Here is a 26,025-nt window from a genome sequence, read left to right on the forward strand (position 1 = left end):
TCAGACGTTCGTGGTCAACGGGGACTCCGTCTCGCTGGATCCGCCGGTGAGGTCGGTGTGGTGGGCTTCCATCATCCGGGCGCGGCGGCGCTCGGCCACCACGTCGCGGATCCGCCGCTGCATCTGCCGGCGGATCCGGATCATCTCGGTGCTGCTGATCAACGCCTGCTCCTCCCCCGAAGGCAACGCGCCGGGGCATACCCCGTATGTGAATAGTAAGACGTACGAGCGACCGAATTCGTTGCCCAAGATCCCGAAGAATTTCTCCGGCCCGCCGGCCTGCGCACCCGACCGGCCCGGCTCCACTACGGTGGCTGCATGAGTCAGAGCAACGGGCGGCAGCCCGGTCGCGGCCCGGGCGGGGAGCGGCAGCAGGCCGGTCGCGGCCCGGGCGGGGAGCGGCACCGGGGTGCCGTGACGCTGCGCAACCGGGCGATCCCGACCAGCACCGCGGACCAGCGGCTGCTGGACTCCCGGGGCCGGGGCGACTGGAAGACCAAGGACGCCTGGCGGGCGCTGCGCATCCTGTCCGAGTTCGTCGAGGGCTTCGACACCCTCGCCGACCTGCCGCCCGCGGTCAGCGTCTTCGGTTCCGCCCGCAGCCTGCCGGAGAGCCCGGAGTGCCGGCTGGCCGAGGAGTTGGGCGGCGCGCTGGCCCGGGCCGGGTTCGCGGTGATCACCGGCGGCGGCCCCGGCGTGATGGAGGCGGCCAACCGGGGCGCCGGCGAGGCGGGCGGGCTCTCCGTCGGGCTCGGCATCGAGCTGCCGTTCGAGCAGGGCCTCAACGACTGGGTCGACCTGGCCATCGACTTCCGCTACTTCTTCGCCCGCAAGACCATGTTCGTCAAGTACGCCCAGGCCTTCGTGGTGCTGCCCGGCGGCTTCGGCACGATGGACGAGCTGTTCGAGGCGCTCACCCTGGTGCAGACCGGCAAGGTCACCCGGTTCCCGGTGGTGCTGATGGGCGTCGACTACTGGCGCGGGCTGCTCGACTGGCTGCGCGGCACGATGGCCGCCGAGGGCAAGATCGGCCCGACGGACCTGGACCTGATCTGCCTCACCGACGACGTCAACGAGGCGGTGCGGCACATCGTCGAGGCCGAGGCGGTGCTCTCCGCCGAGCAGGAGGCGGTCCGCGAGGAGGCGGTCGCCCGGGTCGCCGCCGACCAGCAGGCCGCCGCCGAGGCCGGGCCGGAGGGGCCCGGGGCGCGGCGCGCCGGGGAGCGCTGAGGCGTGGCCGCCGTCTGCGTGTTCTGCGCGTCGTCGCGTACCCTCGACGCCCGCTGGCTCGAGCTGGCCGCCGAGACCGGCGCCGAGCTGGCCCGGCGCGGTCACGTGCTGGTCAGCGGCGGCGGCTGCGTGGGGATGATGGGCGCGGTGGCCGACGGCGCGCGGAGCGCCGGTGGGCGCACCCTGGGGGTGATCCCGCAGGTGTTGGTCGACCTGGAGGTCGCCGACCTGGCCTCGGACGAACTGCTGGTGACCGACGGGATGGCCAGCCGCAAGACCCTCATGATCGAGAAGTCGGACGCCTTCGTGGCGCTGCCCGGCGGCCTGGGCACCCTGGACGAGCTGTTCGAGGTCTGGACCACCGCCACGCTGGCCCTGCACGACAAGCCGATGGTGCTGGTCGACGTCGACGGCTTCTACCGCCCGCTGCTGGACTGGCTGCGTACGCTGGCCGACCGCAACTTCCTCAAGCCCGCCGGCCTCGGCCTGCTCATGGTCGCCCCGACCGTCCCGGCGGCCCTCGACCTGCTCGACACCCACCTCGGTTGACCCTCGCCCGACCCTGCGGTCGACGGCGTGCTGGAGCCCCGCCACCGGCCCGACCCTCCTGATCGGCGGGAACCGGGGCGCCACGGGGGTGGTGGGTGGTTCCCGCTGTCGTACCGGCGTGGTGGGATGTCCGTGATGCAGGCGTTCCGGTTGGTGCGCCGGGCCGGCGGGGTGGGGACGGGGGTCGTCCACTCCGGCGGGGCGGGGCAGGGGGGTGGCCGGTCCGAGGGGCCGGCCGGTGCGGAGCCGCGATCCGGGGGGTCGACGGTCGATGCCGCGCACCCGCGCCGCCCCGACCCGGTGCAGGCCGAGGTCGTCGCGCACACCGCCGGGCCGATGCTGGTCGTCGGCGGTCCCGGCACCGGCAAGACCAGCACCCTGGTCGAGGCGGTCGCCGCCCGGGTCGCCGAGGGCGTCGACCCGGAACGGGTCCTGGTGCTCACCTTCGGCCGGCGCGGCGCCACCGAGCTGCGGCACCGGATCGAGGCGCGGATCGCCGGCGACGGGCACCGGGTGGTCCGCGAGCCGCTGGTGCGGACCTTCCCGGCGTACGCGTTCGGCCTGCTGCGCCGGGCCGCCGCCGAGCGGGGCGAGCCGTCGCCCCGGCTGCTCACCGGCCCCGAGCAGGACCTCATCATCCGCGAGCTGCTCGACGTGGTGGGCGAGGAGCCCGGCGACGACCCGGTCGGCTGGCCGGAGGACCTGCGCCCCGCGCTGCGCACCCGGGCGTTCGCCCAGCAACTGCGCGACCTGCTGATGCGCGCCGCCGAGCGGGGCGTCGGCCCGGTGGAGCTGGCCCGGCTGGGCGAGAAGCTGGGCCGGGAGGACTGGCCGGCCGCCGCCCGCTTCCTGCGCGAGTACGTCGCCGTGCTCGCCCTGCGCGACGTCAGCAACCGCGGCTCCATCGCGTACGACCCGGCGGAGCTGGTCCGCGCCGCCACCGGCATGCTGCGCGACGATCCGGAGCTGCTGGCGGCGGAGCGCCGCCGGCTGGCCCACGTCTACGTCGACGAGCTGGCCGACACCGACCCCGCCCAGCTCGACCTGCTCGCCGTCATCGCCGGCGGCGGCAAGCCCCTGGTCGCCTTCGCCGACCCGGACTCCTCCACGTACGCGTTCCGCGGCGCCGACCCGGCCGGGGTGGGCACCTTCCCGCACCGGTTCCGGACCGCCTCCGGTGCGCCGGCCGCCCAGGTCACGCTGACCACCTCCTACCGGGCCGGGCCGGTGCTGCTGGCGGCGACCGCGCGGCTGGCCCGCCGGCTGCGCGGCCCGGCGGCGCACCGGCGGCTACGCCCGCTGCCGGACGCCCCGCCCGGCGCCGTCGAGGTCCGCACCTTCCGCTCCGCCACCAGCGAGTCCGCCTGGCTGGCCCATGCCCTGCGCGAGGCGCACCTGCTCGACGGGGTGCCCTGGTCGCGGATGGCGGTGCTGGTCCGCTCCACCGGCCGGCAGCTGCCGTCGCTGCAACGCGCCCTGCACACCGCCGGGGTGCCGACCGTGGTGCACGGCGAGGACCTGCCGCTGCACCTCCAGCCCGGGGTGGCGCCGCTGCTGCTCCTGCTGCGCTGCGCCCTCGAACCCGACCGGCTGGACGAGGAGGCGGCAGTCGCGCTGCTGCACTCGCCGCTCGGCGGCGCCGACCCGCTCGCCGAGCGCCGGCTGCGCCAGGGGCTGCGCGCGCTCGCGCTGGCCGCCGGGGACCGCCGCCCCTCCGGCGAGCTGATCGTCGAGGCGTTGCGCGACCCCGCCGACCTGGACACCGTGCAGCGGCGTTGGGCCGCGCCGGCCCAGGCGGTGGCCCGGCTGCTCGCCACCGCCCGGACGGCCGCGGCGACCCCGGGGGCCACCGCCGAGGACGTGCTCTGGGCGGTGTGGCGGGACAGCGGCCTGGCCGAACGCTGGGCCGGCGCGATCACCCGGGGCCGGGAGGCCACCGGGGAGCACGAGACCGCGCAGCGCTGGCGGGCCGAGGCCGCCGACCGGGACCTCGACGCGGTGCTGGTCCTCTTCGACGCGGCGGCCCGCTTCACCGACCGGCTGCCCGGCGCCCGGACCGAGGTCTTCCTCGACCACGTGCTCGGCCAGGACCTGCCGGCGGACACCCTGGCCGCCGGCGCCGACCGGGGCGACGCGGTCCGCCTGCTCACCGCGCACGCCGCGAAGGGCCTGGAGTGGGACCTCGTGGCGGTCGCCGGGGTGCAGGAGGGCGTCTGGCCGGACCTGCGGCTGCGCGGCAGCCTGCTCGGCTCGGAACGGCTGGTCGACGTGCTCGCCGGCCGGGCCGACGGCACCGGCGTACGGGCCAGCCTGGTCGGGCAGACCTCGGCCCTGCTCGACGAGGAGCGCCGGCTCTTCCACGTCGCGGTCAGCCGGGCCCGGCACCGGCTGCTGGTCAGCGCGGTCGCCTCGGCCGCGGTCGGTGGCGACGACCACGAGGAGCAGCCCAGCCGCTTCCTGCACGAGCTGGCCGCCACCGACCCGCCCGCCGTGGGCGGGGGTGGTGGCCCGGTCCCGCCCGGCCCTGGCGGCGGGCCGGCACCGACCGGTCCCGGTGGCGGCTCCGCACCGACCGGTCCGGACGGCGGTCGCCCGGCCGGTGGCGCCGCGGCCGGTGGTGCCGGCCGGGGGCGGGGTCGCCGGGACGGGCGGCCCGGCGACGGTGCCGCGCTGGCCGGGTCGCCGCCGCAGCCGGCGGAGGGGCCGGTGCCGACCGGCGACGACGATCCGCAGGACGGGCTGCCCGGCGCGCTTCCGGTGACCCTGCCGCCGCGCGGGCTCACCCTCTCCGCGCTGGTGGCGGAGCTGCGTACCGCGGTCACCGACCCGGCGGCACCGATCAGCCGGCGGCGCGCCGCGGCGGCCGAGCTGGCCCGGCTGGCCGCCGCCGGGGTGCCCGGCGCGCACCCGGACGACTGGTGGGGGCTGCGCGGCCTCTCCGACGACCGGCCGCTGGTCGACGAGGGCGAGCCGGTGAAGGTCACCCCGTCGGCGATGGAGAGCGCGCTCCGGTGCAGCCTGCGCTGGCTGCTGGAACGGCACGGCGGCAGCGCGCCGGCCAGCGCCGCGCAGGGGGTCGGCAACCTGGTGCACGCCGCCGCGATGCTGGCCGAGGACGCCAGCGTCGACCGGGGCACCCTGCTGGAATACGTGGCCGCCCGGTTCGACGCGATCGAGCTGGCCGCCCGCTGGATGGTCGGCCCGGAACGGCAGCGGGCCGAGGCCATGGTGGACAAGCTGCTGCGCTGGCTGGCCGGCAACCCGCGCCGGCTGCTCGCCATCGAGCACGAGTTCGCCGTCCGGCTGGACGACCCGGCCCGGCCGGTGGAGCTGACCGGGCGGGTGGACCGGCTGGAGGTGGACGAGGACGGCCGGCTCGTGGTGATCGACCTGAAGACCGGCAAGTCGACGGCGGTCACCGAGCGGGAGGTCGCCGAGCACCCGCAGCTCGGGGCGTACCAGGCGGCGGTGGAGGCGGGTGCGTTCGCCGAGTTCGGCGACGAGCCCGGCGGGGCCGCCCTGGTGCAGCTCGGCACCGGGGCGAAGGACGCCCGGGAGCAGACCCAGGCCGCCGCCGGGGAGGGGCCCGAGGCCGGCTGGGCCACCGCGCTGGTCCGGCGCACCGCCGATACGATGGCCGCCGCGACCTTCGCGGCGGTCGCCAACTCGAAGTGCCGGGTCTGCCCGGTCCGCACCAGTTGCCCGGTCTCCGGCCAGGGCCGCCAGGTGGTCGAGCCACCGACGGAGCAGCCGTGACCGAGCCGGACCTGCGAGCCCCGCAGTCGCGAACCGGGAAGGCGCCGTGACGACCCAGCCCACCCTGTTCGGCAGCGCCGCCCCGGCGCCGCGCGCCGCCGACGCCGGCCCCCGCTACACGCCGGTCGAACTGGCGAAGCTGCTGCGGCTGCCGGCGCCCACCCGGGAGCAGGCGGCGATCATTGCGGCCCCGGTCGAGCCGCTGCTGGTGGTCGCCGGCGCGGGTTCGGGCAAGACCGAGACGATGGCGGCCCGGGTGGTCTGGCTGGTCGCCAACTCCTACGTCCGGCCCGAGCAGGTGCTCGGCCTCACCTTCACCCGCAAGGCCGCCGGCGAGCTGGCGCACCGGGTACGCACCCGGCTCGACCAGCTCATCCGCCGGCTCGGCCGGGCCGGACGGGACCCGCACGACGACCCCCTGGCGGGCGAGCCGACCGTCTCCACCTACCACTCCTACGCGGGGCGGATCGTCACCGAGCACGGGCTGCGCGCCGGGTACGAGCCGACCACCCGGCTGCTCACCGAGGCGTCCCGCTGGCAGCTCGTCGACCTGCTGGTACGCAACTACGACGGGGACATGTCCGAGGTGGACCGGATGCCCGCCACCATCACCGACGCCGTGCTCGCGCTCGCCGGCGAGCTGGACGAGCACCTGGTCGACCCGGACGACCTGGCCGCCTGGACCGGCCGGTTCTTCGCCGACGTGCAGTCCCGCCCCGGCCGGGTCTACGCCGACGTCCGGAAGGCGTTGCAGCTCCAGCGGGCCCGGCTCAAGCTGCTCCCGCTGGTCCGCGCGTACGCCCGGCGCAAGGATGACTTCGAGGCGATGGACTTCGCCGACCAGCTCGCCCGGGCGGCCCGGGTGGCCCGCGACCACCCCGGCGTCGGGGTGATCGAGCGGGACCGGTTCCGGGTGGTGCTGCTCGACGAGTACCAGGACACCAGCCACGCCCAGGTGGTGCTCCTCAACGCGCTCTTCGGCGGCGGGCACCCGGTCACCGCAGTGGGCGACCCCTGCCAGTCCATCTACGGCTGGCGGGGGGCCAGCGCCGGCACGCTCGACCGGTTCCCCACCGAGTTCGCCCGCGCCGACGGCACCCCGGCGCAGGTGCTCGGCCTCACCACGAGCTGGCGCAACCGGCCGGAGATCCTCGGCGTCGCCAACGCGCTGTCGGTGCCGCTGCGGGCGGCCGGCGCGCGGGTGCCGGAGCTGCACGCGGCGCTGAGCGTCCGCGAACCGATCCCGCACCGCAGCCCCGGCGGCCGGGCCGCCGGCACCGTGCACTGCGCGCTGCTGGAGACGTACGCCGACGAGGCCGAGTGGATCGCCGACAGCGTGCTGGCCGCCTGGCGCGGCGCGGCCGGGATGCCCGGCGCGCTGCCCGAGCACATCCCGGTGCCGCAGCGCCCCACCACCGCCGTGCTGGTCCGGTTGCGCAGCCAGATCCCGGCGATCGAGTCCGCGCTGCGCGCCCGGGGGCTGCCGGTCGACGTGGTGGGACTGGGCGGCCTGCTGGACACCCCCGAGGTCCGGGACGTGGTCTGCACGCTGCGGGTGCTCGCCGACCCCACCGACGGGGCGGCCCTGCTGCGGCTGCTCACCGGGGCGCGCTGGCGGATCGGTCCGCGTGACCTGGTCGCCCTGCACCGGCGGGCGAAGGCGATCGCCCGGGCCCGCCGCGAGCTGACCGCCGACGACGGTCCGGAGATCACCGTGGACGCGCTCGACGAGGCGACGCTGGTCGAGGCGCTGGCCGATCCGGGCCCGCCGCAGGCGTACTCGGCGGAGGGGTACGCGCGGCTGCGCGCGTACGGGATGGAACTGGCGCTGCTGCGCTACCGGCTGGACCAGTCCCTGCCGGAGCTGATCGCCGACATCGAGCGGACCATCGGCCTGGACGTGGAGGTGGCGGTCCGGGCCGGCCGGGACGGCACCGGCGACGCCGGCCTGGCCCGCGGCCACCTGGACGCGCTCGGCGACGTGGCCGCGCGGTTCTCCGGCGAGACGCCGGGCGCGACCCTGGCCGGCTTCCTCGCCTACCTGGCCGCCGCCGAGGACGAGGAGCGCGGCCTCACCCCCGGCGAGGTCGAGGTGGTGGAGGGCGCCGTGCAGATCCTCACCGCGCACGCCGCCAAGGGCCTGGAGTGGGACGTGGTGTCGGTGGCCGGGCTCACCCGGGGCGTCTGGCCGGGGCCGGTGCGCAACTCCGACCACTGGCTGGGTGGGCTGGGCGTGCTGCCGTTCCCGCTGCGTGGTGACGCCGACGGGCTGCCCGAGCTGGGCCTGGCCGGGGCGGAGGACCAGCGCGGGGTGGCCCGGGCGCTGGAGGACTTCACCGACGCCTGGCGGGCGCACGACGAGCGGGAGGAGCGCCGGCTGGCGTACGTGGCGGTGACCCGCCCCCGGCGGCTGCTGCTCTGCTCCGGCTACTGGTGGGGGGAGGGGACCAGAAGGTTCCGCGGCCCGTCGGTGTTCCTGCGGGAGGTGCACGACGCCTGCCTGGACGGCGGGGCCGGGCACCTGGTCGACGGCTGGGCCCCGGAGCCGGCCGGCGACGCGGTGAACCCGACCACCGAGGTGGTGCTCCGGGCCGAGTGGCCGGCCGACCCGCTCGGCGCCCGCCGTCCGGTGCTGACCGAGGCCGCCGCCCTGGTCCGCCGCTACCTCGCCGACCCGGACGCGGCCCGCCGCGAGGAGGCGCTGCTGTCAGCCGCCCCCGCCCCCGCCCCCGCCCCCGCCCCCGCCCCCGCGCCCCGGCCCGACGCCCCGCCCGGCCACGCCGAGGCACCGGAACACGCAGCGGCACCGGACGGCCCGCCGGTCCAGTCCGCTGAGCCGGACGGCGGGCCGGGGGGCGACCCCGAGGTGGCGCGCTGGCGGCGGGAGGCGGACCTGCTGCTCGCCGAACGCGCCGAGCTGCTGCGCGGGGCCGAGGCGGTCGAGGTGCCGCTGCCCGGCCACCTGTCGGTGACCCAGCTGGTGGCGCTGCGCCGCGACCCGGAGGCGCTGGCCCGGGCGCTGCGCCGCCCGATGCCCACCGAGCCCAGCCCGTACGCCCGCCGGGGCACCGCCTTCCATGCCTGGCTGGAGCAGCGCTTCGGCGCGGACCGGCTGCTCGACGTGGACGAGTTGCCCGGCGCGGCGGACGACGACGCGGCGCCGGACGAGGCCCTCGTCGAGCTGCAGGAGCGCTTCCTGGCCAGCGAGTGGGCCGACCGGATGCCGGTGGAGGTGGAAGTGCCCTTCGCCACAGTGATCGCCGGCGTGGTGGTCCGGGGCCGGATGGACGCCGTCTTCGCCCGCCCCGGCGGCCGGTACGACGTGGTCGACTGGAAGACCGGCCGGCAGCCCGCCGGACCGGCGGCCGAGGCGGCGGCCGTGCAGCTGGCCGTCTACCGGCTGGCCTGGGCCGAGCTGGCCGGGGTGCCGGTGGAGCGGGTGGGCGCGGCGTTCCACTACGTCCGGGAGGGGGTCACCGTGCGGCCGGCGGACCTGCTCGACGCCGGCGGGCTGACCGCGTTGATCGCCGGCGTGCCGGAAAGTTCCCCGAACCGCCCCGCGCCGCGTGATCTGTGGTAGGTTAAGCACGTTGCAGTTTTGGTTTCCAGAGACTCTGTGTGCGCCTGGCGGATTGTGGCCCCAGGCGCACTTTGTTGTGTCCGGAGTTCTCCGGACGGGGCGACCAGCAGCGACAAGCACCCGCGCGATCCCCGCGCGGTGTGCTCCTCTCCCGGTCCCGCAACAGGTGCGGGGCCGACCGTTCCGTCAAGGAGACGAAACACATGGCAATTGGCACCGTCAAGTGGTTCAACGCTGACAAGGGCTTCGGCTTCATCACCCCGGACGGCGGCGGCGCCGACGTCTTCGCCCACTTCTCGGCGATCCAGTCCTCCGGCTACCGGAGCCTGGACGAGAACCAGCGGGTCGAGTTCGAGGTGACCCAGGGCCAGAAGGGCCCGCAGGCGGAGAACATCCGCCCGCTCTGATCTTCGGATCACCCAGCACCATCCACCGCGCCCTCAGGGCGCGGTGACGGGTCCGGCCCGCCGCGCCGCCCCCGCTCCGGCGGGTGGCGCGCGGCGGCGGGCCGGCCCGTACCCCCTTCGGTTCGTGCTTGTGAGTCCCGGCGGACGAGTCCGCCGGTCGACAGCGCCGCTTCCGGCGCCTCCCTCGACACGTGCCGCGTCGAGGAAGGCATTTCCGCATGACCATGACCGTTCCCACGTTCGCCGCGACGGGCCTGGCGCCCGCGCTGCTCGCCGAGCTGTCGGCGCAGGGCATCACCGAGCCGTTCCCGATCCAGGCGGCCACCCTGCCGGACTCGCTGGCCGGCCGGGACGTGCTCGGCCGAGGTCGTACCGGCTCGGGCAAGACCCTCGCGTTCGGGTTGCCGCTGCTGTCCCGTACCGCCGGCCGCCGGGCCCGCCCGGGCCGCCCGCTGGCCCTGGTGCTGGTGCCGACCCGTGAGCTGGCCCAGCAGGTGACCACCGCGCTCGCCCCGTACGCCCGCGCGGTCGGGCTGCGCTGCGCAACCGTCGTGGGCGGCCTGTCGCTGCAACGGCAGGCGGACGCGCTGCGGGCCGGCGCCGAGGTGGTCGTGGCCACCCCCGGCCGGCTGCACGACCTGATCAACCGCGGTGACGCCCGGCTGGGCGAGGTGGCGATCACCGTGCTCGACGAGGCCGACCAGATGGCCGACATGGGCTTCCTGCCGCAGGTCACCAAGCTGCTGGAGCAGGTCGCGCCGGACGGCCAGCGGATGCTCTTCTCCGCCACCCTGGACGGTGGCGTGGACAAGCTGGTCCGCCGCTTCCTGACCCGGCCGGTGTCGCACTCGGTCGATCCCGGCACCGCGACGGTGACCGCGATGACCCACCACGTGCTGCACGTCGACGCGGTCGACAAGCCGGCCGCGCTGACCCAGATCGCCGCCCGGGAGGGCCGCACCATCCTCTTCATGGGGACCAAGCACCGCGCCGACCGGCTCGCCCGCCAGTTGCTCGCCAAGGGCGTACGCGCCGCCGCGCTGCACGGTGGCAAGTCGCAGCCGCAGCGCACCCGGATCCTGGAGCAGTTCCGGACCGGTCAGGTGACCGCGCTGGTGGCCACCGACGTGGCGGCCCGGGGCATCCACGTGGACGGGCTGGACATGGTGGTCAACGTGGACCCGCCGACCGAGGCGAAGGACTACCTGCACCGGGGCGGGCGTACCGCGCGGGCCGGGGAGTCCGGCACCGTGGTCACGCTGGTCCTGCCGGAGCAGCGCCGGGACGTCTCGCGGCTGATGACCGTGGCCGGGATCAGCCCGCGGACCGCGCAGGTCCGGCCGGGCGACGCGGAGCTGGCCCGGGTCACCGGGGCGCGGGAGCCGTCCGGCGTGCCGGTCACCATCGTGGCCGCTCCGACCGCCGCCCCCGCCGGTCGGTCCGGGGCGCCCCGGGGGCGTCGGGCGGCCGGCAACGGCGGCCGGGTCAGCACCGGCTCGGGCCGGGTAGCCGTTCCCGGCGCGGGTGCCGAGGCGACCGACGCCACCCCGCGTCCGGCGCACCGGCCGTCCGGCCGGCGCCGTCGCCCGGCGCGGCCGCGTACCGCCTGAGCCGGGTCCCACCGACCGCGTACCGCCTGAGCCGGGTGCCACCGGCCACGCCGCCACGGTGAACTGAGTCGGGGATCAGCGGCGGTCGGGTCCGATGGGCGACTGTCCCCGGGCTCGATCCCGTCGATGCTGGACCCGGGGGAACGTGGTCGGCCGGGGGGCCGGACCCGGGAGGGGTGGGCATGACGGGGGATGCCGGCTCGGCGGCGCTGCGTGAACTGCTGCTGGTCGTCGCGGTCGCCATGGTCGGGCTGTTGCTCGCGATGGCGGCGGCGTTCGGCCCCTGGCCTCCGGTCTCCGGGGGCGGCGCGCCGCGGGCCGGGCTCGTCGAGGTGCACAGCCCGGCCGGCGGGGCCGGCGAGCCGACCCGGAGCTGACCGGGCGGCATCGACCCGGGCCGCGTCGCACCCACGGCCCGATCCCGCCGGCTCAAGGCACGGCGGCCCTGCTTCAGGGCGCGGCGGTCCCGGTTCAGGGCGCGGCGGTCCGGTCCCGCAGCAGGTCGGCCAGGCTGGTCCGGTCGACCACCAGGGCGACCGCGCCGTCGACCGCCAGCCACACGTCGTACAGCCCGGTCGCCACGCCGTGGTAGCCGGCGCGGTCCAGCGGCAGACCCCGGACGCTGGTCAGCGCCCCGCCGACCGCGCGCAGGACGTCCCCGACGCTGATCTCCCCGGCCGGGCGGGTGAGGGCGTAGCCGCCCTCGGTGCCGCGATGGCTGTGCAGTAGCCCGGCCCGGCGCAGGTCGAGCAGGATGCCCTGGAGGAAGCTGAGCGGGATGTCCTGGCTCTCGGCCAGGCTGCCGGCCTTGACCAGCTCGCCGCCCGGCCCCCCGGCGCCGGCAGATCCGGCGCCGGCAGATCCGGCGCCGGCAGATCCGGCGGCGACGGCGAGCATGGCCCGCAGCGCGTAGTCGGCCCGCGCGGAGACGTACACGGGTCAGGAACCGCCCTGGTCCAGCACGCCCCACCGGCGGCGGATCGCCTTGTCCGCCGCGCCGAAGGCGGCGTCCACCAGCAGCCCCACCAGCAGGATGACGATCATGGTGCCGAGCAGCCACGGCGCGTCGGACAGCTCGCGGGCGTAGGTCAGCTGGGCGCCCAGCGAGGTGGTCGAGATGCCCACCACGATCAGCTCACCGGCCATCAGGCTGCGCCAGGAGAACGCCCAGCCCTGCTTGAGTCCCGCCACGATGGCCGGCAGCGCGGCCGGCGCGATGACGTACCGGTAGAGGTTCAGGCCGCGGGCGCCGAGGTTGCGGCCGGCCCGCACCAGCAACGGCGGGACGTAGTCGACGCCGCTGATCACCCCGTTGGCGATGGACGGGGCGGCCCCGAGCACCACCACGAAGAAGATCGCCTTCTCGCTCAGCTCGAAGAGCAGGATGGCCAGCGGGAACCAGGCGATGGAGGGCATCGTCTGCAACGCCGTGATCATCGAGCCGATGGCCGCGCGCAGCACCCGGGACCGGGCCACCGCGAGTCCGATCAGCAGGCCGACGCCGACCGAGAAGAGGTACCCGACGGCGGCGCGGCGCAGCGTGGTGGCGATGCCCTGCCAGAGCTGGTCGGTGCCGGCCTGGCGGAGCAGTTCCTGCCCGACGGTGACCGGGCCGGGCAGGGAGTATTCCGGCTTCCAGCCGCTCCAGACCACGAGCTGCCACGCGCCGAGCGCGATGGCCAGCGCGGCCAGCTTCGGCCAGGTGGCCGACCAGAGCCGGGCGGCCCGGGTGGTCGTCTTCCGCCGGCCGGCGATCTCCAGGGCGTCCAGGCCGGAGAGTTCCGCGTCGGTACGCGGGACGCCGCTGAGCGTGTCACTGGCCATGGCGGCCCACCTCCGTACGCAACCGGTCGGTGACCTCGGCGGCGATGGTCGCGACCTCCGGGGAGTCGATCCGCCGGGGGCGGGGCACGTCGACCCGGGTGGACCAGATGATCCGGCCGGGCCGGCTGGAGAGCAGGATGATCCGGTCCGCGAGCCGGGCCGCCTCGCGCACGTTGTGGGTCACGAAGAGCACGGTGAGCTTCCGCTCGGACCAGATCCGTTCCAGCTCGTCGTGGAGGATGTCCCGGGTCATCGCGTCGAGCGCGCCGAACGGCTCGTCCATCAGCAGGACCGGGGTGTCCAGGGCGAGGGTGCGGGCCAGCGCGACGCGCTGCCGCATGCCGCCGGAGAGCTGGTGCGGGCGCTTGCGGCCGAAGTCGGCCAGGTGGACCGTACGCAGCAGCTCGGCGACCTTGGCCCGGCGCTCGGCCCGGGGCAGCCGGCGCAGCCGGAGCGGCACCTCGACGTTGGCGTCGACGGTGAGCCACGGGAAGAGGGCGGACTCCTGGAACATCAGGCCCGGGTTGACGCCGTCGCCCAGCTCGATCCGGCCACCGCTGACCCGGTCCAGCCCGGCGACCAGGTTGAGCAGGGTGCTCTTGCCGCAGCCGGAGGCGCCGACGAGGCAGACGAACTCGCCCGGCTCGACGTCGAGCGACACCTCGTCCAGCGCCAGGACGGCCTGGTCACCCTGGCCGTACACCTTGGTGACGCCGCGGAGCGCGACCGAGCCGGTCGCGCTGCGCGGTGCCGTCGTGGTCGACGTCATGGCTGGGTGACCTCGGGCCGGCCCTGGGCCTTGAGCACGTCGTTGAGGTACGTCAGGTCGTAGAGCCCGTCGAGGTCGACCGGCTGGGTCAGTCCGACCGCGACCGCGTGGTCCAGGCCGGTCTTCAGCGACGACGCGATCGGGTCGTTGGTGAATTCCAACGTCGGCCAGGCCTGCTTGATCAGCTTGAGGTCCAGCGGCTTGCCGGTGATCTTGCCGATGTGTTCGGAGATGGCCTGCTGCGCCTCGTCCGGCTTGGTGTTGACGAACTCGTTCGCCGCGACCTGTCCCTCGACCAGCTTCTTCACCACGTCCGGGTGCGCCTTGAGGAACGCGGTGCTGACCAGCAGGTTGGTGATGACGAACTTCTTGTCCGGCCAGAGGTCGCGCTCGTCGACCAGCACCTTGCCGCCGGCGTTGACCAGCCGGGAGACGAACGGCTCGGGCACCCAGGCGCCGTCGATGGCGCCGCTGCCGAAGGTCTCGACGGTCTGCGCGTTCTCCTGCGGGACGACGGTGACGTCGCCACCGCCCTCCTTGGTGGTCCGCAGGCCCTTCTCCTTGAGCCAGAAGCGCAGCGCCACGTCCTGGGTGTTGCCGAGCTGCGGGGTGGCGATCTTCTTGCCGCGCAGCTGCTCCACCGAGGTGATCTCGGGCTTCACCACCAGCGCGACGCCGCCGGACGCGGCGCCGGAGATGACCCGGACGGCCTCGCCCTTGGACTTGGAGAAGGCGTTCACGGTCGGGTTCGGACCGATGTACGTGGCGTCCAGCGCGCCGGAGAAGACCGCCTCGATCGCGGCCGGGCCGGCGTTGAACGTCTTGGTCTCCAGTGTGACGTCGCTGCCGAGCTGCTGGGCGAAGATGCCCTTCTCGACGCCGACCAGCGCGGGCGCGTGGGTGATGTTCGGGAAGTAGCCGAGGCGCAGCGTCACCGGGCCGGTGTCACCACCGGCGTCGTCGCCGCAGGCCGCGCTGGTGCCCAGGGTGGCCGCGCCGACCACGGCGAGGGCGGCGAGGGAGACCAGCCGGCGGAACGGAAGCCGTCTCATCATGATTCCAATCCACAGTATTCCTACTTAGTTGGTAGGAAGAGTGGGACAGTTGGTGAGCGGCGTCAAGACCCATCCACGATCCGGGACAGCGGCCCCGGGGAATCTCGGCAATTCCCACCTGATCGGTGGAGTAAGCGGCCTCGGTCGGCCCGCCGCCGGCCGGGCCGCACGGGGCACCCGGGCACACCGCCGGTGCGGCCGGTGCCGGCGCGTTAGGGTCGAGGACGTGCCGACGCGGAGAGCCAGCATTCCAGCGACGAAATACCCGGTCGAGCGGTTCACCCTCGACAACGGCCTGCGGGTGGTGCTCACCCCCGACCGCAGCGCCCCGGTCATCGGAGTGGCGGTGGTCTACGACGTCGGCATCCGCTCCGAACCGGAGGGGCGCACCGGCTTCGCCCACCTCTTCGAGCACCTGATGTTCCAGGGCTCGGAGAACCTGGAGAAGCTCGCCCACTTCCGCCACGTCCAGGGCGCCGGCGGCACCTTCAACGGCTCCACCCACCTGGACTACACCGACTACTTCGAGACGCTGCCGAGCAACGCCCTGGAACGGGCGCTCTTCCTCGAGGCCGACCGGATGCGCGGCCCCCGGCTGACCGAGGAGAACCTGCGCAACCAGGTCGACGTGGTCAAGGAGGAGATCCGGGTCAACGTGCTCAACCGCCCGTACGGCGGCTTCCCCTGGCTGACCCTGCCGCCGGTGATGTTCGACACCTTCCCCAACGCCCACGACGGCTACGGCTCGTTCGACGATCTGGAGTCGGCCACCGTGGCCGACGCCGCCGACTTCTTCCGCCGCTACTACGCCAGCGGCAACGCGGTCCTCGCGGTCAGCGGCGACATCGACGTGACCGAGGCGACCGGGCTGATCGAGCGGCACTTCGGGGACGTGCCGGCCCGCCCCGCGCCGCGGCGGCCCGACTTCGCCGAGCCCGACCTCACCGCCGAGCGGCGGCACTCGTACACCGACCGGCTGGCGCCGCTGCCCGCAGTGGCCGGCGCCTGGCGGGTGCCCGACCCGGTGACCGACTTCGCCGGCTACCTGCCCTACGTGGTGCTGGCCGAGGTGCTCACCGACGGGGACGCGTCCCGGCTGGTCGAGCGGCTGGTCCAGCGGGACCGCACGGTCACCAGCCTCGGCGGCTACCTGGGCTTCATGGGTGACCCGTTCGACGTCCGCGACCCCACCGCGCTGCTGCTCCAGGCCCACCTGCCACCCGGCGGCGACGTGGACAAGGTGCTGCGTACCGTCGACGAGGAACTGGACCGGCTGGCCACGGACGGGCTCACCGAGGGGGAGCTGGCCCGCACCCAGGCCCGGATGGCCACCCACCTGCTGCGGGACACCGACGCGGTGCTCGGCCGGGCGCTGCGGATGGCCGTGCTGGAACAGCAACGCGGGGAGCCGGGCCTGCTCAACGAGCTGCCCCGGCTGGTCGGCGAGGTGACCGAGGAACAGGTCCGGGCCGCCGCCGCGACCCTGCGGCCGCAGCGCCGCGCCGCCATCGAGGTCATCGCCGGAGGTGCGCGGTGAGCGCGAGGAGTGAGCCGGGTTTGCGAGCCCCGCAGTCGCGAACGAAAGGCGGCACGGTGAGCGCGAGGAGTGAGCCGGGTTTGCGAGCCCCGCAGTCGCGAACGGAGGAGTGCCAGTGACGGCCACCATGGAGACCGGTACCCGGCCGTTGCCGCCGCTCGGCCCCAACCGCCGGCTCAAGCTGCCGAAGCAGGCCGAACGCACGCTCGGCAACGGGCTCACCGTGATCGCCGTACGCCGGCCCGCGGTGCCCCTGGTCGAGCTGCGGCTCTGGATGCCGTTCGGCCGCGCCCACCTGGCCCGCGGCGCGATGCTCGCGCAGACCATGCTGGCCGGCACCGCGGAGCTGACCGCCAACCAGATCGCCGCCGAGCTGCAGAAGGTGGGCGGCGGCCTGTCCGCCGGGGTCGACCCGGACCGGCTGATGCTCTCCGGAGCCGGCCTGGTCACCGGCCTGGACCGGATGCTGGAGATCCTCGCCGACGTGCTGACCGGGGCCACCTACCCCGGCGACTGGGTGGAGACCGAGCGGGACCGGCTGGTCGACCGGATCCAGGTCGCCCAGAGCCAGCCCGCGCACCTGGCCCGGACCGCGCTGCTCAAGCGGATCTACGGCCGGCACCCGTACGCCGTGCAGACCCCCGAGCCCGACCAGGTCCGCGCGGTCCGCCCACCGGTCCTGCGCAAGCTGCACAGCGAGCGGGTGCACCCGGCCGGGGCGGTGCTGGTGCTGGTCGGCGACGTGCAGCCGGAGCGGGCGCTGGACGCCGCCGAGCGGGCGCTGGCCGGCTGGGGCGGGGACGGGCACAGCGCCGACCTGCCGCCCGCGCCGCCGCTGGAGCCCGGGCCGCTGCTGCTGGTCGACCGGCCCGGCTCGGTGCAGTCCTCGCTGCGCCTCGCCCTGCCGGCGGTGCCCCGCACCCACCCCGACCACGCCGCGCTGCAACTGGCCAACCTGGTCTTCGGCGGCTACTTCTCCTCCCGCTGGGTGGAGAACATCCGGGAGGACAAGGGCTACACGTACGGGCCGCACTCGCTGGTCGAGCACTCGGTCGCCGGGTCGGTGCTGGTCGCCGGGGCCGAGGTGGCCACCGAGGTGACCGCACCGGCGCTGCTGGAGACCATGTACGAGCTGGGCCGGCTGGCCGCCCTGCCGCCCAAGCCGGAGGAGCTGGAGCAAGCCCGCCAGTACGCCCTGGGCACGCTCCAGCTCGGGATGTCCACCCAGGCCGGGCTGGCGTCGCTGACCAGCGCGTACGCCGGAAACGGGCTGCGCCTGGACTTCCTCGCCGAGCACGCCGCCCGGCTGGCCAAGGCGACCGTGGACGACGTGGCGGAGGTGGCGGCGCGCTATCTCGCCCCGGCCCGGGCGGTCACCGTGGTGCTCGGTGACGCCGAGCGGGTCGCGGAGCCGCTGGCCGCGCTCACCGCGGTCCGTACGGAGTCGGCGTGAGCGAGCGGACCAGCCGGCCCGGGGGCGGATCGTGAGCGAGCACGCCCCGCCACTGGCCCGCGCCACCCTGGACCGGTCGGCGCACCGGCGGACCGACCCGGACTGGCTGGCCGAGGCGTGGGAGCGGGCCCGGGTGCTGGTGCTGGACTCGACCGACGAGGGGCGGGCGCTGGTCCGCGGCCCGGCCGCGCCGCCCGAGCTGGTGCTGGTCGGTCCCGGTGAGCTGCCCGAGGTGCCGCGCTCGGTGCCGATGTTCCTCGGCGTCGAGCCGGACGGCGTACCGGTCTTCGCGGTGGACTCCACCCTGCCGGAGCTTCCCGACACCCGGCGGGCCCACCTGCGCGAGGTGGGCCACCTCCTGGTCGACCGGGACGCGGGCATCTTCACCACCGCGCTCGCCCTGCTGAACTGGCATCGGCGGCACGGGTACTCGGCGGCCACCGGGCAGCCCACCCAGGTGGACGAGGCGGGCTGGTCCCGGGTGGACCCGACCGGCGACCGGACGTGGCCGCGTACCGACCCGGCGATGATCGTCCTGGTGCACGACGGGGTGGCCGGTCCCGACGGGCGCTGCCTGCTCGGCAACAACGCCACCTGGCCGCGGGTGCCCGGGGAGCGCCGCTTCTCCTGCCTGGCCGGCTATGTCGAGCCGGGGGAGTCGGCGGAGGCCGCCGTGCTGCGCGAGGTCCGCGAGGAGGTCGGCGTCGCCGTCGAGGAGATCCGGTACGCGGCCAGCCAGGCCTGGCCGTTCCCCGGCTCGCTGATGCTCGGCTTCCTGGCCCGCGCCGACGCCGACGCCCCGATCCGGGTCGACCCGGCGGAGATCGCGCACGCCCGCTGGTTCACCCGTCAGGAGATCGGCGCGGCGCTGGCCGGCGAGCGGGTGCCGGTGGGCGGCGGCGACCGCCTGGTGCTGCCGCCCCCGTCGTCGATCGCGTTCTTCCTGGTCCGGCACTGGCTCGACGACCGGGCCTGACGGGCCGGGCCGCCGCGTCCTGGCCCGGTGCTGGCGCGACGACCGGGCCTGACCGGCCGGCGGGCCGCCGCGTCCTGGCCCGGTGCTGGCGCGACGACCGAGCCTGACCCGCGGGGCGGACCGCCGGCGGTGCCGCGCGTCCCGGGCCTGGACACGGCCCCGGCCCGGGACCGTCGTTGCCGCGGCGGTCCCGAGCCGGGGACACGGGCCGCCGTGATCGGGTGAGGCAAGGAACGCGGCGGGGGAGCCGGTCCGACCACGGCGGACGTCAGGAGCGGGTCAACTGCCGTCCCAGCGGTAGGACAGGGCCGGCACGGGGGCCGGATCGTCGACCGGCAGCACCTTGACCCGGTGCCGGCCGGCGCGGACGGCCCCCACGCACGCCAGCGCCCGGGCCAGCACCAGCGCGGCGTCCCGGTCGTCGGCGTGGAGGACCTGGCGGCGCGGCTCCGGCGCGGTGGGCTCGTCCCGCAGCCGGCCGCCGTCGGCCCAGGCGGCCTCGAGGTCGGTGTCGGCGACGGATCGGATCTCGGTGCGGACGATCAGGAACCGCATGAGTGTCCCCCGGTCGGGATCAACGGGTACGCGCTGGAACTTCCACGTCACTCTTGTCGACATGTTACGCCGGGTGAGCGTCCCAGCAAGTGAAACCCAACGATTGCTCGACGCTCTGACCGATCGGTGGAGCCCAGGTCAGCGGGGTTGTCCCGGGTGGACACGCGTCGGGGCCGCCGGCAACACCGACGGCCCCGACCTGCTCACCGGATCAGTTCAGGTCGAACTGGCCGTTCTTCGCGCCGGCGATGAAGCCCAGCCAGCCGGCCCGGTTGAACAGCAGCACCGGTCCACCCCGGTCCTTGCTGTCCCGCAGCGCCACCGCCGCCGGCCCGGTACGCAGGGGCGCGACCTCCACGCAGTTCGAGGTCTGGCTGCGGGTGCTCTTGCGCCAGGCGGCGCCGGCAAGCTGCGGGGCGAGGCCGGACGCGCTGGTACGGATCTGGTTCATGTTCTGCTCCTGCTCTGGAGTGCTCCGATCGGGACGAGTGACGCCGCAGGCCGGACGGCCGGCTGTGCGCGATCACCGGTCCGTCGTCAGGCGCCCCGAGGCACGGCGGCGTTGGGCCGGCGCCGTTGCCGGGCCGAACGCCACTGTGGACTCGGCTGCCGTCTCGGGCCGTCCCGTCGCCTCGAAGAGCCAGGAGAGGGTGTCCGATGCGGAGAGCGCCGCCGAGCATAGCCACTCGAACACCACTTTATAGCGATTTAGGGTGTTTGCCTCGGTTGACATGACGTCGGTGAAGCCACCTTCGATGGCCAACGTCTCCGGGTCGAGCGGATCCGCGAACCGGTACACCGAGAACGCGGTCGGTGGCAGATACCAGTCGCCGACCCGGGTGTCGCGCAGCAGCAGGCGCAGCGTGACGTTCGGCAGCATGGCCACCTCGCAGAGGTGGGCGAACTGGTCGTGCAGCATCTCCGGCGGGCCGGCCCGCCGGCCCAGCGCCGCCTCCTCCAGCACCGCCGTGTAGCGGGGCGCGTCGGGGCGGGTCAGCAGCGACTGGCGGGCCTGGCGCGCGCGTACCTCGGTCTCGGGGTCCTCGGCGGCCTCCGGGTCGCCGGCCCGCTCCGCCACCCGGGCGGCCGAGATGATCCGGTGCCGGGCGTACCCGGCGGTCTGGAGCAGCCCGGGGACCAGCACCGGGTTGTACTCCAGGATCTCCGCGCAGCCCGCCTCCAGCTCGGCGAAGGCGCGCTGCTGCTCGGTCATCACCGGGAAGTTGCGCAGCCAGCCGCGCATGTCGCCGGCCTCCAACGTGATCGCCAGCAACTCCTCGCGCTGCTCGTCACCGGCGCCGTAGAGGTTGAGCAGGACGCCGACGTCGTCCGGGTCGGGGCGGCTGCGGCCGTTCTCCAGTCGGGACAGCTTGGACGCGGAGGCCCAGCCGATCCGCTCGATGACCTGGTCACCGGTGAGGCCGGCCCGCTCGCGCAGCCGGCGCAGTTCGGTGCCGAGCCTGCGACGGCGCAGGATCGGCCCTGGTGCGGCAGGAGGCACGGTGTCCTCTTTCCGTCGACCGCCGCGGGTCACGACGGTAACTGTATGGAATTCGCCCCCCACGGTCAGTATGGACGTCGCGGCCGGCCCCGGAGGTTCCGGTGCGGGCGTGTCTCGCGACAAAAAGAGGACTGTGGAGGGGTGTTCGAGCGCCGGACGGGGAGGTCCGGGCCGGGCCACCCGCCCCCGACGCGCCCGCCGCGGCGCATCCCCGCCGGAGGGAACCGATGCGCACCGTCCTGCGCCGCCCCGACTTCCGCCTGCTCTTCGTGGCCGTGCTGGCCAGCATGGCGGCCGAGTCCGTACTGCTGCTCGCCCTCGCCGTCTGGGTGAAGGACCTGACCGGGTCCGACGGCATGGCCGGCGCGACCATCTTCGCCATCATCGCGCCGATGACGCTGGCGCCGCTGGTCGGCTGGCTGGTCGACCGGTACCGCCGCCGGCCGTTCTTCGTGGTCGCGAATCTGGGCGCGGCGGTACTGCTCTGCCCGCTCTTCGCGGTCCGGGACCGGGCCGACGTCTGGGTCATCTACGTGGTGGCGGCGCTGTACGGGCTGTCGTACATCGCGTTGAGCGCGGTACTCAGCGGGCTGATCCGGCAGCTGATCCCGAGTGAGCTGCTGGCCGACGCGAACGGCCTGCTGCAGACCGTCCGGCAGGGCCTACGGCTGGTCGGGCCGCTGGCCGGCGCCGGGCTGTACGCCGCGGTCGGCGGCTGGCTGCTGGCCGCCCTCGCGATGCTCGGGTTCCTCGTCGCCGCCGCCGTGGTCGGCCTGCTCCGGGTCAACGAGAGCGCGCCGTCCGGCGCCGACCTGCGCTGGTCCGCCGAGCTGGGGGCGGGGCTGCGGCACCTCTCCGGCGAGCCGGCGCTGCGCCGGGCCCTGCTCGGGTACGGGCTGGGCTCGCTGGTGATGGGCTTCACCGAGTCGCTGATCTTCGCGTACGTGGACCAGGGGCTGGGCCGCGACGCCGCGTTCGTCGGCGTGCTGGTCACCGTGCAGGGGTTCGGCGGGCTGGCCGGCGCGCTGCTCTCGGCGACCGTGGTGCGCCGGGCCGGCGAGGTGGGCGCGCTCGCCGCCGGGGTGACGTTCTTCGGGCCGGCCGCGCTGGCCCTGGCGTACCCCCGGCTCTGGCTCGGTGTGCTGGCGCTGCTGCTGGCCGGGCTGTCGCTGCCGCTGACCATGGTCGGGCTGAACACGCTGGTCCAGCGGCGCACCCCGGCGGGCCTGCTCGGCCGGGTCGCCGCCGCCGCCGAGGCGCTGGTCAGCGGCCCGCAGGCGCTCTCCATCGGCACCGGCGCGCTGCTCGTCGGCGTCCTGGACTACCGCCTGCTCTTCGCCCTGGTCGGGTTGACCACCACCGGCGCCGGCCTCTACCTCTGGCACCACCGCCGCCTGACCCCACCTCCCACCCGCACCACGCACCCCGAGGTCCCTCGTCCCCGCCGGCCGCTCTCGGCGGTCGATCACGAAGTTGTCGTCCCGACCCGCCAGCAGCACGTGCGGTGACTTCATGATCAACAGCACCGAGCGGCCGGCCCGGAGGGGGCGGCCGCTCGGTGGGCGGGTGTGCGGAGGGTCAGCTGGTGAGGCTGGCCAGATGCTGCTTGACCTGGACGATCGAAGGGTTCGTCAGGGCGCTGCCGTCGTCGAACTTCAGCGTCGGGACGGTCTGGTTGCCGCCGTTGACGCTCATCACGAACTCCGCGGCCGCGGTGTCCTGCTCGATGTCGACCACCTCGTACCCGATGCCCTCCCGGTCGAGCTGCGACTTCAGCCGGTGGCAGTAGCCGCACCACGAGGTGGAATACATCGTCAACATGGTCAGGTCCTCCAAGGGGTGGCTCACGCCCGGTCCGGTCAGGCCAGGCTAACGGCTGCAACGTCGGCGGGGCCTGGGATGATTCCTGGCTGTGGTGGTTCACTCAGCGGCGGGCGGGGTGCTGGCCGGGCTCGATCCCGAGCAGCGGTCCGCGGTGACCGCCCCGGCCGGCCCGGTCTGCATCCTGGCCGGCGCCGGCACCGGCAAGACCCGCGCGGTGACCTCCCGGATCGCCCACCGCGCGCTCACCGGCGACATCTCCGCCCGGCACGTGCTGGCGGTCACCTTCACCGCCCGCGCCGCCGCCGAGATGCGGGCCCGGCTCACGGCGCTCGGCGTCGGCGGCGTCCAGGCGCGCACCTTCCACGCGGCGGCGCTGCGCCAGGTCCGCTACTTCGCGCCCCGGCTGCTGGCCGGGCGGGCCATGCCGGAACTGCTGGACAGCAAGGTCCGGGTGGTCACCCTGGCCGCCGCCAAGGTGGGCCTGCGCGCCGACCGGGCCGCCGCCCGCGACCTGGCCGGCGAGATCGAGTGGGCCAAGTCGTCGCTGGTCGAGCCCGGTGAGTACGTGGTGGCCGCGGCGAAGGCGCTGCGCGAGACCCCGTACGAGCCGGCCAAGGTGGCCGAGGTCTTCACCGCGTACGAGCGGCTCAAGCGCGGCAACGGGGTGATCGACTTCGAGGACATGCTGCGCGCCGCGGTCTGGGGGATCGAGGAGCACCCGGACGTCGCCGAGCAGGTCCGCGGCCAGTACCGGCACTTCGTGGTCGACGAGTACCAGGACGTCAACCCGCTCCAGCAGTGGCTGCTCGACGCCTGGCTGGGCGGTCGGGACGACCTCACCGTGGTCGGCGACGCCAGCCAGACCATCTACACCTTCACCGGCGCCACCTCGACGTACCTGGTCGACTTCCCGCGCCGGTACCGGCACGCCACGGTGGTCCGGCTGGTCCGCGACTACCGCTCCACCCCCCAGGTGGTCGGGCTGGCCAACGCGGTGATCTCCCAGGCCCGGGGCACCGAGGCCCGGCTGCGGCTGGAGCTGCACGGCCAGCGCCCGCCCGGCCCGGACCCGGAGCTGCGGATCTTCACCGACGAGCCGGCCGAGGCGAACGCGGTGGCGGCCCGCTGCCGGACGCTGGTCGAGGCCGGCACGCCGGCCCGGGAGATCGCGGTGCTGTTCCGCACCAACGCGCAGTCCGAGGCGTACGAGAAGGCGCTCACCGAGGCCGGGGTGCCCTACGTCGTGCAGGGCGCGGAGCGCTTCTTCGAGCGGCCCGAGGTGCGCCAGGCGATGATCGCGCTGCGCGCCGCCACCCGGTCCATCCCGGGGGAGACCCCGCTGCCGACCGCCGTGGTGGACGGGCTCGGCGCGGTCGGCTGGGCCCGGGACGCCCCACCGGCCGGCGGCGCCGCGCGGGAGCGGTGGGAGGCGCTCTCCGCGCTGGTCCAGCTCGCCGAGGAGTACGCGGCGACGCCCGAGGTGGTGCCGATCGGCGAGGCCGCCGCGATCGAGCGGCCGGTGACCCTGGCCGACTTCAACGAGGAGTTGGCCCGGCGGGCCGCGCAGCAGCACGTGCCGACGGTCGAGGGGGTGACCCTGGCGTCGCTGCATTCGGCCAAGGGGCTGGAGTGGGACGCCGTCTTCCTGGTCGGCCTCGCCGAGGGCACCCTGCCCACCACGTACGCGAAGACCCCGGAGCAGGTGGAGGAGGAGCGGCGGCTGCTCTACGTCGGCGTCACCCGGGCCCGGGAGTGGCTCTGGCTGTCGTACGCGGCGGCCCGCTCGCCGGGGGGCCGGGCCCGGCGGCCGTCCCGCTTCCTGCCCCAGCTGGACCGTTCCGGCGGCGGCGAGCGGGCCGGCGCGGGCCCGGCCCGGCGCACCGAGCGGCGGCGCAGCCAGGTGGTCTCCTGCCGGATCTGCGGCGCGACGCTGCTCGCCGGGGCGGACCGGAAGCTGGGGCGCTGCCCGACCTGCCCCTCCGATCTGGACGAGGAGCTGTACGAGCGGCTGCGCGAGTGGCGGCAGCGGGTCGCGGAGGCGCAGAAGGTGCCGGCGTACGTGGTGTTCACCGACGCCACCCTCACCGCGCTGGCCGAGCGGAAGCCGGGGCGGGTCGAGGAGTTGATCGCGATCGCCGGGATCGGCCCCCGCAAACTGGGACTTTACGGGGATACGGTGCTGGCGCTGGTGGCCGGCGCCGGGGTCGACGAAGTCTGCTCGTAGAAAACTTTTTAAATCTGGCGGTAAATCGTTTGCCCTCGCCTGCGGGCGAGGCATAGCCTCAGGACACACCTCGCGAGCGGCGCCATTCTGGCTGCTCAAGGGGGATGAGTCCGATGGTCGATTCGAGGAACGTGAGGGAGGTGGCACCCGTGGAGATCTTCACCTATGAGCGTCTGGCGGCGATGCCGGCTGCCTGCGCTCCGCAGTCGTCCGTCCGGGTGGCCGTTGCCGCTCGACCGTCGGCTCCGCAGGTGCACCAGGCCCAGGTTCAGGCCGAGCTGAACCTGACCGTCGCGCCGCTCGCGGAGACCGAGGGGACCAGTGGCTTCACGGGCATGGGCATCGGCGGCGTCAAGAAGCGCACGGATGTCCGCGGCGTTCCACCTCGAGGTAGACCGGTCTGATCACCAGACCACCGGCTCACCTCGAGGCCGCGGAACCCGCATACCGGGATCCGCGGCCTCAGTTTTTTTGCACCGCCGTAGTGCCGAAGTACGTCGGAATCCGATCCACGAGATCGAAGTGAGAGAGAGGTGACCGGAGGATGAGTCTGGCGTTGGCCCCACTCGACGTGAGCGTCGAGGTGGAGGCGAACCTGCCCTGCCGGAAGTTCGACCCCGACCTGTGGTTCTCCGACTCGCCCGCCGAGCTCGAGCTGGCCAAGTCGCTCTGCGGGGACTGCCCGCTGCGCGTCGAGTGCCTCGCCGGGGCGGTGGAGCGGGCCGAGCCCTGGGGCGTCTGGGGTGGCGAGATCTTCGAGCGTGGCGCGGTCGTCCCGCGCAAGCGGCCCCGTGGCCGTCCGCGCAAGGAGGACGTCGCCCGTGACGCCCAGCTCCGGGTCGAGGCGGAGGCGCGACTGGCGGCCAGTGGGCTGTCCGAGTCGCGCAACACCGTCCGGCTGGCGGCCTGACACACCCCGTTCCACACGTCCGCCGGTGATTCCCACCGGCCCGCGAAGAAAGTCGAAACCCATGCTGCACCTGCCGAATGGAACCGAGATGCAACTACTCCACGAAGCGTTGTCCCGGGCTCGAATGCCCCGGCCTCAGGCCGGTCGCACCACCACGAGCACTGAGGCAACCCGTTCCGCCCGTACCGTCGCCATGCGTGGCCGCAGCCAGTCGGCCCGCGACCTGGGCGCTCTCTAGATCGCTACCTGAGGAAAGGGGCGGTGA

The 26,025-nt window shown here is 74.9% G+C and carries 23 protein-coding genes; 14 read left to right on the forward strand and 9 right to left on the reverse strand.

What is annotated here, in order from left to right; all coding sequences use genetic code 11:
• Complete coding sequence (locus tag ACIBPB_RS17225) at nt 1-162, reverse strand: hypothetical protein (RefSeq protein WP_396840548.1); 162 nt, start codon at nt 160-162, stop codon at nt 1-3.
• 156 nt (nt 163-318) lie between these two features.
• On the opposite strand from ACIBPB_RS17225, the gene ACIBPB_RS17230 reads away from it, so the two are divergent.
• The 7 genes from ACIBPB_RS17230 (at nt 319) to ACIBPB_RS17260 (ending at nt 11,509) form a co-directional block, all read left to right on the forward strand.
• On the forward strand, nt 319-1,230 hold the full coding sequence (locus tag ACIBPB_RS17230) for a TIGR00730 family Rossman fold protein (RefSeq protein ID WP_396840549.1): 912 nt from the start codon (nt 319-321) through the stop codon (nt 1,228-1,230).
• Nucleotides 1,231-1,233: 3 nt separating this feature from the next.
• The gene (locus ACIBPB_RS17235) at nt 1,234-1,779 is read left to right on the forward strand and encodes a TIGR00730 family Rossman fold protein (RefSeq protein ID WP_396840550.1); all 546 of its coding nucleotides are present in this window, start codon (nt 1,234-1,236) and stop codon (nt 1,777-1,779) included.
• Nucleotides 1,780-1,914: 135 nt separating this feature from the next.
• Nucleotides 1,915-5,535, forward strand: coding sequence for an ATP-dependent helicase (locus tag ACIBPB_RS17240; protein WP_396840604.1), 3,621 nt, complete (start codon nt 1,915-1,917; stop codon nt 5,533-5,535).
• Nucleotides 5,536-5,581: 46 nt separating this feature from the next.
• The gene (locus tag ACIBPB_RS17245; RefSeq protein ID WP_396840551.1) at nt 5,582-9,115 is read left to right on the forward strand and encodes an ATP-dependent helicase; all 3,534 of its coding nucleotides are present in this window, start codon (nt 5,582-5,584) and stop codon (nt 9,113-9,115) included.
• Between the two features lie 203 nt (nt 9,116-9,318).
• Complete coding sequence (locus tag ACIBPB_RS17250) at nt 9,319-9,522, forward strand: cold-shock protein (protein WP_007464836.1); 204 nt, start codon at nt 9,319-9,321, stop codon at nt 9,520-9,522.
• 218 nt (nt 9,523-9,740) lie between these two features.
• Nucleotides 9,741-11,132, forward strand: a complete 1,392-nt coding sequence (locus tag ACIBPB_RS17255) for a DEAD/DEAH box helicase (protein WP_396840552.1) — start codon at nt 9,741-9,743, stop codon at nt 11,130-11,132.
• A 182-nt stretch (nt 11,133-11,314) separates the two neighbouring features.
• Nucleotides 11,315-11,509, forward strand: coding sequence for a hypothetical protein (locus tag ACIBPB_RS17260; RefSeq protein ID WP_396840553.1), 195 nt, complete (start codon nt 11,315-11,317; stop codon nt 11,507-11,509).
• Between the two features lie 94 nt (nt 11,510-11,603).
• On the opposite strand, the gene ACIBPB_RS17265 is transcribed toward ACIBPB_RS17260, so the two are convergent.
• The 4 genes from ACIBPB_RS17265 to ACIBPB_RS17280 are packed head-to-tail and all read right to left on the reverse strand — an operon-like array spanning nt 11,604 to nt 14,777.
• On the reverse strand, nt 11,604-12,068 hold the full coding sequence (locus ACIBPB_RS17265) for an RrF2 family transcriptional regulator (RefSeq protein WP_396840554.1): 465 nt from the start codon (nt 12,066-12,068) through the stop codon (nt 11,604-11,606).
• Nucleotides 12,069-12,071: 3 nt separating this feature from the next.
• Nucleotides 12,072-12,956 (reverse strand): ABC transporter permease, encoded by an 885-nt coding sequence (locus tag ACIBPB_RS17270; protein WP_396840555.1) that lies wholly within the window; start codon nt 12,954-12,956, stop codon nt 12,072-12,074.
• Nucleotides 12,946-13,725, reverse strand: a complete 780-nt coding sequence (locus tag ACIBPB_RS17275) for an ABC transporter ATP-binding protein (protein ID WP_396840556.1) — start codon at nt 13,723-13,725, stop codon at nt 12,946-12,948. Before ACIBPB_RS17275 ends, ACIBPB_RS17270 begins: the two co-directional genes overlap by 11 nt.
• The gene (locus ACIBPB_RS17280; RefSeq protein ID WP_396840605.1) at nt 13,722-14,777 is read right to left on the reverse strand and encodes an ABC transporter substrate-binding protein; all 1,056 of its coding nucleotides are present in this window, start codon (nt 14,775-14,777) and stop codon (nt 13,722-13,724) included. The genes ACIBPB_RS17275 and ACIBPB_RS17280 overlap by 4 nt, the downstream gene beginning before the upstream one ends.
• Nucleotides 14,778-15,006: 229 nt before the next feature.
• On the opposite strand from ACIBPB_RS17280, the gene ACIBPB_RS17285 reads away from it, so the two are divergent.
• The 3 genes from ACIBPB_RS17285 to nudC all read left to right on the forward strand — a co-directional run bounded on the left by ACIBPB_RS17285 (nt 15,007) and on the right by nudC (nt 18,746).
• Nucleotides 15,007-16,317 carry a M16 family metallopeptidase gene (locus ACIBPB_RS17285; RefSeq protein WP_396840557.1) on the forward strand — a complete coding sequence of 437 codons (1,311 nt, stop codon included), beginning with the start codon at nt 15,007-15,009 and terminating at the stop codon, nt 16,315-16,317.
• A gap of 127 nt (nt 16,318-16,444) precedes the next feature.
• Nucleotides 16,445-17,770: a M16 family metallopeptidase gene (locus ACIBPB_RS17290; RefSeq protein WP_396840606.1), complete on the forward strand. Its 1,326-nt coding sequence runs from the start codon at nt 16,445-16,447 to the stop codon at nt 17,768-17,770.
• A 28-nt stretch (nt 17,771-17,798) separates the two neighbouring features.
• Nucleotides 17,799-18,746, forward strand: coding sequence for an NAD(+) diphosphatase (gene nudC / locus ACIBPB_RS17295; RefSeq protein ID WP_396840607.1), 948 nt, complete (start codon nt 17,799-17,801; stop codon nt 18,744-18,746).
• A gap of 279 nt (nt 18,747-19,025) precedes the next feature.
• Here the strand turns inward: nudC and ACIBPB_RS17300 are convergent, their stop codons facing one another.
• The 3 genes from ACIBPB_RS17300 to ACIBPB_RS17310 all read right to left on the reverse strand — a co-directional run bounded on the left by ACIBPB_RS17300 (nt 19,026) and on the right by ACIBPB_RS17310 (nt 20,802).
• Nucleotides 19,026-19,301: a hypothetical protein gene (locus tag ACIBPB_RS17300; RefSeq protein ID WP_046568541.1), complete on the reverse strand. Its 276-nt coding sequence runs from the start codon at nt 19,299-19,301 to the stop codon at nt 19,026-19,028.
• Between the two features lie 211 nt (nt 19,302-19,512).
• Nucleotides 19,513-19,752 (reverse strand): DUF397 domain-containing protein, encoded by a 240-nt coding sequence (locus tag ACIBPB_RS17305; protein ID WP_046568543.1) that lies wholly within the window; start codon nt 19,750-19,752, stop codon nt 19,513-19,515.
• 72 nt (nt 19,753-19,824) lie between these two features.
• Nucleotides 19,825-20,802, reverse strand: a complete 978-nt coding sequence (locus tag ACIBPB_RS17310) for a helix-turn-helix domain-containing protein (RefSeq protein WP_396840558.1) — start codon at nt 20,800-20,802, stop codon at nt 19,825-19,827.
• A gap of 227 nt (nt 20,803-21,029) precedes the next feature.
• On the opposite strand from ACIBPB_RS17310, the gene ACIBPB_RS17315 reads away from it, so the two are divergent.
• Nucleotides 21,030-22,310 carry an MFS transporter gene (locus ACIBPB_RS17315; protein WP_396840559.1) on the forward strand — a complete coding sequence of 427 codons (1,281 nt, stop codon included), beginning with the start codon at nt 21,030-21,032 and terminating at the stop codon, nt 22,308-22,310.
• 70 nt (nt 22,311-22,380) lie between these two features.
• Here the strand turns inward: ACIBPB_RS17315 and ACIBPB_RS17320 are convergent, their stop codons facing one another.
• A complete protein-coding gene (locus ACIBPB_RS17320; protein WP_396840560.1) occupies nt 22,381-22,623 on the reverse strand; it encodes a mycoredoxin in 243 nt (80 codons plus the stop codon).
• Between the two features lie 91 nt (nt 22,624-22,714).
• Between ACIBPB_RS17320 and ACIBPB_RS17325 the strand changes: the two genes are divergently transcribed.
• The 3 genes from ACIBPB_RS17325 (at nt 22,715) to ACIBPB_RS17335 (ending at nt 25,760) form a co-directional block, all read left to right on the forward strand.
• Nucleotides 22,715-24,850 (forward strand): ATP-dependent DNA helicase UvrD2, encoded by a 2,136-nt coding sequence (locus ACIBPB_RS17325; protein ID WP_396840561.1) that lies wholly within the window; start codon nt 22,715-22,717, stop codon nt 24,848-24,850.
• Nucleotides 24,851-24,999: 149 nt separating this feature from the next.
• The gene (locus ACIBPB_RS17330; protein ID WP_357313767.1) at nt 25,000-25,254 is read left to right on the forward strand and encodes a hypothetical protein; all 255 of its coding nucleotides are present in this window, start codon (nt 25,000-25,002) and stop codon (nt 25,252-25,254) included.
• Nucleotides 25,255-25,394: 140 nt separating this feature from the next.
• Complete coding sequence (locus ACIBPB_RS17335; RefSeq protein WP_046568551.1) at nt 25,395-25,760, forward strand: WhiB family transcriptional regulator; 366 nt, start codon at nt 25,395-25,397, stop codon at nt 25,758-25,760.
• Nucleotides 25,761-26,025 lie beyond the last annotated feature (265 nt).

It is taken from the genome of Micromonospora sp. NPDC049836 (genome assembly GCF_044465125.1).
GTDB lineage: Bacteria > Actinomycetota > Actinomycetes > Mycobacteriales > Micromonosporaceae > Micromonospora.

Coding starts and splice junctions, on each gene's coding strand:
- ACIBPB_RS17230 (WP_396840549.1), top strand. CDS start 319: ATGAGTCAGAGCAACGGGCGGCAGCCCGGTCGCGGCCCGGGCGGGGAG.
- ACIBPB_RS17240 (WP_396840604.1), top strand. CDS start 1,915: ATGCAGGCGTTCCGGTTGGTGCGCCGGGCCGGCGGGGTGGGGACGGGG.
- ACIBPB_RS17250 (WP_007464836.1), top strand. CDS start 9,319: ATGGCAATTGGCACCGTCAAGTGGTTCAACGCTGACAAGGGCTTCGGC.
- ACIBPB_RS17255 (WP_396840552.1), top strand. CDS start 9,741: ATGACCATGACCGTTCCCACGTTCGCCGCGACGGGCCTGGCGCCCGCG.
- ACIBPB_RS17260 (WP_396840553.1), top strand. CDS start 11,315: ATGACGGGGGATGCCGGCTCGGCGGCGCTGCGTGAACTGCTGCTGGTC.
- ACIBPB_RS17270 (WP_396840555.1), bottom strand. CDS start 12,956: ATGGCCAGTGACACGCTCAGCGGCGTCCCGCGTACCGACGCGGAACTC.
- ACIBPB_RS17275 (WP_396840556.1), bottom strand. CDS start 13,725: ATGACGTCGACCACGACGGCACCGCGCAGCGCGACCGGCTCGGTCGCG.
- ACIBPB_RS17280 (WP_396840605.1), bottom strand. CDS start 14,777: ATGAGACGGCTTCCGTTCCGCCGGCTGGTCTCCCTCGCCGCCCTCGCC.
- ACIBPB_RS17290 (WP_396840606.1), top strand. CDS start 16,445: ATGGAGACCGGTACCCGGCCGTTGCCGCCGCTCGGCCCCAACCGCCGG.
- ACIBPB_RS17300 (WP_046568541.1), bottom strand. CDS start 19,301: ATGCGGTTCCTGATCGTCCGCACCGAGATCCGATCCGTCGCCGACACC.
- ACIBPB_RS17305 (WP_046568543.1), bottom strand. CDS start 19,752: ATGAACCAGATCCGTACCAGCGCGTCCGGCCTCGCCCCGCAGCTTGCC.
- ACIBPB_RS17315 (WP_396840559.1), top strand. CDS start 21,030: ATGCGCACCGTCCTGCGCCGCCCCGACTTCCGCCTGCTCTTCGTGGCC.
- ACIBPB_RS17320 (WP_396840560.1), bottom strand. CDS start 22,623: ATGTTGACGATGTATTCCACCTCGTGGTGCGGCTACTGCCACCGGCTG.
- ACIBPB_RS17335 (WP_046568551.1), top strand. CDS start 25,395: ATGAGTCTGGCGTTGGCCCCACTCGACGTGAGCGTCGAGGTGGAGGCG.